Here is a 7210-nt window from a genome sequence, read left to right as displayed (position 1 = left end):
CCAGCACGCATCGGACCCACCGTATGCGAACTCGACGGACCAATACCCACAGAGAACAAATCGAAAACACCAACAGCCATGGCCGGGATCCCTTTCGGGGTTGAAGGACAAACAAGATGCGAGGCAAAACAAGAATGTGGGGGCCGGGCCAAATCCCGAGCCAAGGCGGCCCAGCCCCCGTGGAGGTCCCAGTGCGAACCTCCAAACCCGGTAATGACGTGGGGCATCCGTTCCCAGCGAATGCCCCACCCGGGTAGATCAATATGCAGCGAGTGCACTGCGGCCCCAGGCAACGGCCCGCCACTCAAGCGGCCGCTCGGGCGACGGCCTCACCAGCAGCCACTCGGGCGACCACCAGCCTCACCAGCAGCCACTCGGGCGACCACCAGCCTCACCAGCAGCCACTCGGGCGACCACCAGCCTCACCAACGGCCCGTCGGGCGACCACCAGCCTCACCAACGGCCCGTCGGGCGACCACCAGCCTCACCAACGGCCCGTCGGGAGCGGGGTCCTCTGCGGCCTCGGTCGCTTAAGCGCCCGCTGGGCGGACGCGAAGCTCCCTTAGACGGCCGCTGCCGGACCCCGCTCCCAAAGGGGCCACTCGTGGGTCACCTCCGTTTCGGGGCTCCGCTGCAGAACATGCCGTGCGCACGGCACACCCCGCAGCAAGCCCCCGAATCGGAGAACGGGTCCAGACTCGAACCAACCCCGCGCCCCTGGCACACCCCCGGTAGGTGGACCCCCCAACAAACAGACCCACGAACCGGAGAGCGAACCCACATCCAACCCAACCCTGCGCCCAAGGACCACCTCGGCAGGTAGACCCATTACCCCAAGAATCGAATCCGCGAGTCCGCCCCGAACACCGGCCACCCCGATGCCAGCTCCTACGGGGTTGGCACCCGGACGCTGGCTCCTTGGAGGCCGGCGTCCCGAGGCTGGCCCCTTTGTGGCGGGTATCCGGAAGCGTGCGTCCAAGGGAGAATCGCATCCGCCCAGCGGGTGCCTTTGCGACCGAGCACGCGGAGGATAACTGCCTCAACGGGCCCCCACTGCGGAGGACGTCGGCCCCTGCGGGCCTGGGGTCCGGCAGCGGGCGTCCAAGGGAGCATCGCATCCGCTCAGCGGGTGCCTTTGCGACCGAGCCCGCAGAGGACCTCAGGCTCGCCGGGCGAACGCAACCTACAACCTAGTTAAGGCCAGCTACGCCAGGGTAAAGGGGATGGGTAGAGGCTAGTATCTCGACGCGGTGACGGAGCCCCGAGAGGTCCGCATCGGCGTCGGCGATCAAGGCTTCGGCGATGATGTCCGCAACCTCGCGGAAGGCTGCTTCACCGAATCCGCGCGTAGCCAACGCAGGCGTGCCGATGCGCAGGCCGGAGGTGACCATGGGCGGGCGCGGGTCGAAGGGGACGGCGTTGCGGTTGACGGTGATGTCGATCGCGGCGAGGCGGTCTTCGGCTTGCTGGCCGTCGAGTTCGCAGTTGCGCAGGTCCACGAGGACCAGGTGCACATCGGTGCCGCCGCTGACCACGGAGATACCTGCCGCTGCTACGTCGGGCTGAACCAGGCGCTCGGCGAGGATGCGGGCACCTGCCAGGACGCGGGACTGGCGCTCACGGAACTCTTCGGAGGCGGCGATCTTGAATGCCACGGCCTTGCCCGCGATCACGTGCTCCAGCGGGCCACCCTGTTGGCCGGGGAAGACCGCGGAGTTGATCTTCTTGGCGATGTCGGCGTCGTTGGAGAGGATGATGCCGCCACGCGGACCGGCCAGGGTTTTGTGGGTAGTGGAGGTGGTGACGTGGGCGTGCGGGACGGGCGAGGGGTGCAGCCCCGCGGCAACGAGCCCGGCGAAGTGCGCCATGTCCACCATCAAGTAAGCCCCAACAGAATCGGCGATCCGGCGGAACTCGGCGAAGTCCAACTGCCGCGCGTAAGCGGACCAGCCGGCAACGATGAGTGCGGGCTTGTGCTCCTGCGCCAGGCGCTCCACCTCCGCCATGTCCACGGTGTGGGTGTCCTCGCGAACGCCGTAGGGGACCACGTTGTAGAGCTTGCCGGAGAAGTTGATCCGCATGCCGTGCGTGAGGTGGCCGCCGTGGGCCAGGTTCAGGCCCATGATGGTGTCGCCCGGCTTGATCAGCGCGTGCATCACGGAGGCGTTGGCCTGGGCACCGGAGTGCGGCTGCACATTCGCGTACTCGGCACCGAACAAGGACTTGATGCGGTCGATCGCGAGCTGCTCGATCACGTCAACGTGCTCGCAGCCGCCGTAGTATCGCTTGCCCGGGTAGCCCTCGGCGTACTTGTTGGTCAGCACCGAGCCCTGCGCCTGCATCACGGCAACCGCGGTGTGGTTCTCGGAGGCGATCATTTCCAGGCCACCGCGCTGGCGGCCGAGTTCGTCGTCGATCTTTGCCGCGATCTCGGGGTCCAGCTCGGAGAGCTGGGCGTCCAACGACGGCGAGACGACCTGCTCGAATTCAGTCACGGATACCGGGTTCACAGTTCACCTCCGTTGGCTGCGGCGTATTCCTCGGCCGTCATGAGCGGGCCTTCTTCAGTGGCGGCAACCTTGAAGAGCCAGCCGGCACCGTAGGGGTCGTTGTTGATGAGTGCGGGATCGTCGACCACGGCGTCGTTGATCTCGGTCACTTCACCGGTCACGGGCGAGTACAGGTCGGACACGGACTTGGTGGACTCGACCTCGCCGCAAGTCTCCCCCGCGGTCACCGTGGAGCCGACCTCGGGCAGGTCCACATACACAATGTCGCCCAGTGCATCGGCGGCCACCGCGGAGATCCCAATCCCCACAGGCCCACCCTCATCGGCAGCAACCCACTCATGCTCAGCCGAGTACTTCAGCCCGGCAACTACTTTGCTCATATCAATTCCTATCGTCGTATTTGATCTCTTCATGCCCGGTACGGTTCTTCGGGTCCGGGGTCCGGCAGCGGGCGTCTAAGCGAGCATCGCATCCGCTCAGCGGGTGCAACTGCGACCGAGCCCGCAGAGGACGCCGGACCCGACGGGCCAGGTGACCCACGGCGTCGCCGGGCTACTTGGAACGCTTGTAGAACGGCAGCGGCACAACTTCGAACGGCTCGGCTTTTCCGCGGAGGTCGACGTCGACGATCGTGCCCACGGCGGAATGCTCGACGTCGACATACGCCAGCGCTACCGGGTAACCGAGCGTGGGGCTCGGCTGCCCTGAGGTCACTTCGCCGATCAGGGAACCGTCCTTGAGGACCGAGTAGTGGCCGCGGGCCGCACGACGGCCGGCCCCCTTGAGGCCCACGAGCTTCTGCCCGATCGTGGCGCCGACACCAGCTGCCTTGATCGCGGCCAGCGCGTCCTTACCCACGAAGTCGCCTTCCTTGGCCAGGGCAACCACGGGTCCAAGTCCTGCGGCGTAGGCGTTGACGTGGCGGGAGAGCTCGTTGCCGTAGAGCGGCATGCCGGCTTCGAGGCGCAGGGAGTCGCGGGCTGCGAGGCCGGCGGGGATCAGGCCGTGGCCTTCGCCAGCTTCCAGCAGCGCTTCCCACAACGCAGGTGCGTCTTCGTTGGGCACGTAGATCTCGAAGCCGTCTTCGCCGGTGTACCCGGTGCGGGCCAGCAGGAGCTCGTCACCGGCGATCGTGACCTCGACGGCGGCGTAGTACTTCAGCTCCGTGACCATTGCGTGCTGCTCGACGGGGACCAACGTCAGCAGGATGGCTTCGGCGTTGGGACCTTGCACAGCGATCAGCGAGGTCTCAGCGGAGGCGTCCTCCACCACAACGTCGAACCCGGCGGCACGCTTCAGCAACTCCGCGGCCACAACCGCAGCGTTACCCGCGTTCGGAACCACGAGGTACTTCTCGGGACCGCGTCGGTACGTGATGAGGTCGTCAATGATCCCGCCGTCGTTGTTGCAGATCAGCGAGTATTTGGCCTTGCCGTCGGCGATCGCGGACAGCTTGCCCACCAGTGCGTAGTCCAGGAAGGCGCCGGCGTCAGGACCGGTGACCCAGACTTCGCCCATGTGGGAGAGATCGAACAGGCCTGCGGCGTTGCGCACGGCGTGGTGCTCAGCAAGCTCGGACTCGTACTTGAGGGGCATCTGCCAGCCGCCGAAGTCGGTGAAGGAAGCGCCGGCCTTTTTGTGCTGCTCGTAGAGAGCGGTGTAGTTCTCAGACATGTCGGGATCCTTTAGTTCTCAAACTCTGCTGTGTTTTCCTCGAACGCTTCGAGGGGAGGGCAGGAGCACACCAGATTACGGTCACCCGCAGCGCCGTCGATCCGGCCGACGGGCGGGAAGTACTTGTCCTGCTTGAGGTTCGGCACGGGGAAGGCGGCCTGCTCTCGCGTGTAGTCACGCTCCCAGGAGGAACTTACGACGGCGGCTGCCGTGTGGGGTGCGTTGCGAAGCGGGGAGTTCTCCACGGAGAAGTCACCGGCGGCAACCTGTTCGATCTCGGCCCGGATGGTGATCATGGCCTCGATGAAGCGGTCGATCTCGGCGAGGTCCTCGGACTCCGTCGGCTCCACCATCAAGGTCCCGGCCACCGGGAACGCCAGCGTCGGAGCGTGGAAGCCGAAGTCGATGAGGCGCTTGGCCACATCCTCAGCCGTAACACCCGTACGGGCCGTGAGCTCGCGGAGGTCAAGGATGCACTCGTGCGCCACGAGTCCGCCTTCGCCTGTGTAGAGAATCGGGAAGTGCTCGTCCAGGCGGGAAGCGACGTAGTTCGCCGCCAGCAGCGCCGACTTGGTGGCCTCGGTCAGTCCTTCGCCGCCCATGAGCTTCACGTAAGCCCAGGAGATCGGCAGGACACCGGCCGAACCGAAACGGGAAGCCGAAATCGCCACGCCACCCTCCGAAGAAGATGCGTTGTTGGCGTCGCCAGGCATGAACGGCGCCAGGTGTGCCTTCGCTGCGACCGGGCCGACGCCGGGTCCGCCGCCGCCGTGCGGGATGCAGAAGGTCTTGTGCAGGTTCAGGTGGGACACGTCCCCGCCGAACTTACCCGGCTGGGCCAGGCCAACGAGCGCGTTGAGGTTCGCCCCATCCACGTACACCTGGCCACCGGCCTCATGCACGGCATCGCACACCTCAACGACGTCGGCGTCGTACACACCGTGCGTGGACGGGTACGTGATCATGATGCACGAAAGCACCTCGCGGTTGGCCTCGATCTTGGCCTTGAGGTCATCGTGGTCGATGGTGCCATCAGAAGCCGTGGCCACAACCACCACCTTCATGCCAGCCAGCACAGCCGAAGCAGCGTTCGTGCCGTGAGCCGAAGCCGGGATCAGGCAGACATTGCGCTGCTGGTCACCGCGGGAGTGGTGGTAGCCGCGGATCGCGAGCAGGCCGGCCAGCTCACCCTGGGAACCGGCGTTGGGCTGGATGGAGACCTGGTCGTAGCCCGTGATCTCCGTCAGATCAGCTTCCAACCCGGCAATCAGCTCGCGCCAGCCGGCGGTCTGGGAATCCGGAGCGAACGGGTGGATGGAGGCGAACTCCGGCCAGGAAATGGCCTCCATCTCGGCCGTCGCGTTCAGCTTCATGGTGCACGAACCCAACGGGATCATGGTGCGGTCCAGGGCGAGGTCCCGATCGGACAGCTTGCGGATATAGCGCAACAGCTGCGTCTCGGAACGGTGCGTGTTGAACACCGGGTGCTGAAGGAAATCCGAGGTCCGGACAACATCTGAAGGCAGCTCGAACCCTGCTGCGTCCCCTACCGGACCGGCACCAAAGGCGACGGCCACCGCGGACAGGACCTCCGGCGTCGTGGTTTCATCAACGGAGACACCCACGGTGTCCTCATCGATGAAGCGGAGGTTGATGCCGCGTGCTTCGGCGGCGCCGATCACCTTGGCGGCCTTGCCGGGGACGCGGACCGTGAGGGTGTCGAAGAAGGCGCCGGCCACGAGTTCGCGCCCGGCCTTCTCCAGCGCGGTAGCCAGGACACGGGCGTGGCCGTGGACGGTTTCGGCGATCGCCTTGAGCCCTTCGGGACCGTGGTAGACCGCATACATCGAGGCGACAATGGCGAGCAACGCCTGGGCCGTGCAGATGTTGGACGTGGCCTTCTCGCGGCGGATGTGCTGCTCGCGGGTCTGCAAAGCGAGGCGGTAGGCAGGCACGCCGGCGTTGTCCTTGGACACACCCACGATGCGGCCCGGAAGCGTACGCTCCATGCCATTGCGGACAGCCATGTACGCGGCGTGCGGGCCACCGAAGAACAGCGGCACGCCAAAGCGCTGGGCGGTTCCGACGGCGATATCGGCACCTTGTTCGCCCGGGGGCGTGATCAGGGTGAGCGCCAGCAGATCGGACGCGACGGTGACCAGGGCACCGCGTTCCTTGGCAGCAGCAATCACCGGAGCGTGGTTGAAGACCCGGCCCGAGACGCCGGGCTGCTGCAGGACGATACCGTTGATGTCGCCGTCGGGCAGGCCGTCGGAGAGGTCCGCAACAAGAACCTCGAAGCCCAACGCCTCTGCGCGGCCCTTCACGATCGCGATGGTCTGCGGCAGGAGGTCGGCATCCAGGACGGTCGCACCATCCTTCGCGGACTTGTCCTTGTTCGCCCGGCGCATCAGCAGCACAGCCTCGGCCACAGCGGTGGCTTCGTCCAACAGCGAAGCGTTGGCGATCGGCAGGCCGGTCAGGTCCTGCACCATGGTCTGGAAGTTCAGAAGCGCCTCAAGGCGACCCTGCGAAATTTCCGGCTGGTACGGCGTGTAGGCCGTGTACCAAGCGGGGGATTCGAGGATGTTGCGGCGGATCACCGGCGGCGTCACGGTGTCGTAGTAGCCCTGGCCGATCATCTGCACTGCGGTCTTGTTCTTGGACGCCAGCTTGCGGAGTTCGGCCAGGACCTCAACCTCGCTCAGTGCCTTCTGCAGCGTGAGCGGTGAGGACTGGCGAATGGAATCGGGAACAGCGACGTCCACCAGGCCGTCGACGGAGTCGTAGCCGATGGCCTTGAGCATGGTGTCAATATCGGCCTGGCGGCGGGCGCCAATGTGCCGGTCCGCGAATGCGGTTGGGGAGGATTGAACAGTCAAGAGGAACTCCAGGATTCAGGCGCCCGCTGAGCGCCATGGTGAATATGGGTTCCTCCCCGCTCTGTATTGGACCTGAGAGATTCCGTGAACTGTGGTTCCACATAGTTCACTTGCACCGTCGGTGAGCCCGGTTGCCCGGACTGC

At 65.8% G+C, this 7210-nt stretch carries 5 protein-coding genes; all 5 read right to left on the bottom strand.

Features of this window, described 5'->3' with window-relative positions; genetic code table 11:
- Positions 1 to 80: serine dehydratase beta chain (locus ACIQT2_RS22885; protein WP_400419765.1), on the bottom strand; the 80-nt coding region annotated here is incomplete at its 3' end.
- Between the two features lie 1110 nt (positions 81 to 1190).
- On the bottom strand, positions 1191 to 2510 hold the full coding sequence (gene glyA / locus ACIQT2_RS22880; protein ID WP_402951310.1) for a serine hydroxymethyltransferase: 1320 nt from the start codon (positions 2508 to 2510) through the stop codon (positions 1191 to 1193).
- Positions 2507 to 2890: a glycine cleavage system protein GcvH gene (gene gcvH, locus ACIQT2_RS22875; RefSeq protein WP_402951307.1), complete on the bottom strand. Its 384-nt coding sequence runs from the start codon at positions 2888 to 2890 to the stop codon at positions 2507 to 2509. The genes glyA and gcvH overlap by 4 nt, the downstream gene beginning before the upstream one ends.
- 172 nt (positions 2891 to 3062) lie before the next feature.
- A complete protein-coding gene (gene gcvT, locus ACIQT2_RS22870) occupies positions 3063 to 4184 on the bottom strand; it encodes a glycine cleavage system aminomethyltransferase GcvT (RefSeq protein ID WP_402951304.1) in 1122 nt (373 codons plus the stop codon).
- 11 nt (positions 4185 to 4195) lie between these two features.
- Positions 4196 to 7066 (bottom strand): aminomethyl-transferring glycine dehydrogenase, encoded by a 2871-nt coding sequence (gene gcvP / locus ACIQT2_RS22865; RefSeq protein WP_402951302.1) that lies wholly within the window; start codon positions 7064 to 7066, stop codon positions 4196 to 4198.
- Between the last annotated feature and the right edge of the window lie 144 nt (positions 7067 to 7210).

Source organism: Paenarthrobacter sp. NPDC090522, assembly GCF_044769225.1.
Taxonomy (GTDB): Bacteria; Actinomycetota; Actinomycetes; order Actinomycetales; family Micrococcaceae; genus Arthrobacter.
Note: the sequence above shows the minus strand (reverse complement) of the source record. Positions and strands in the feature narration are given on the sequence as shown.

What these genes read in the sequence shown, in the direction of transcription:
- gcvH (WP_402951307.1), bottom strand. Translation starts at nt 2,890, where the DNA reads ATGAGCAAAGTAGTTGCCGGGCTGAAGTACTCGGCTGAGCATGAGTGG.
- gcvT (WP_402951304.1), bottom strand. Translation starts at nt 4,184, where the DNA reads ATGTCTGAGAACTACACCGCTCTCTACGAGCAGCACAAAAAGGCCGGC.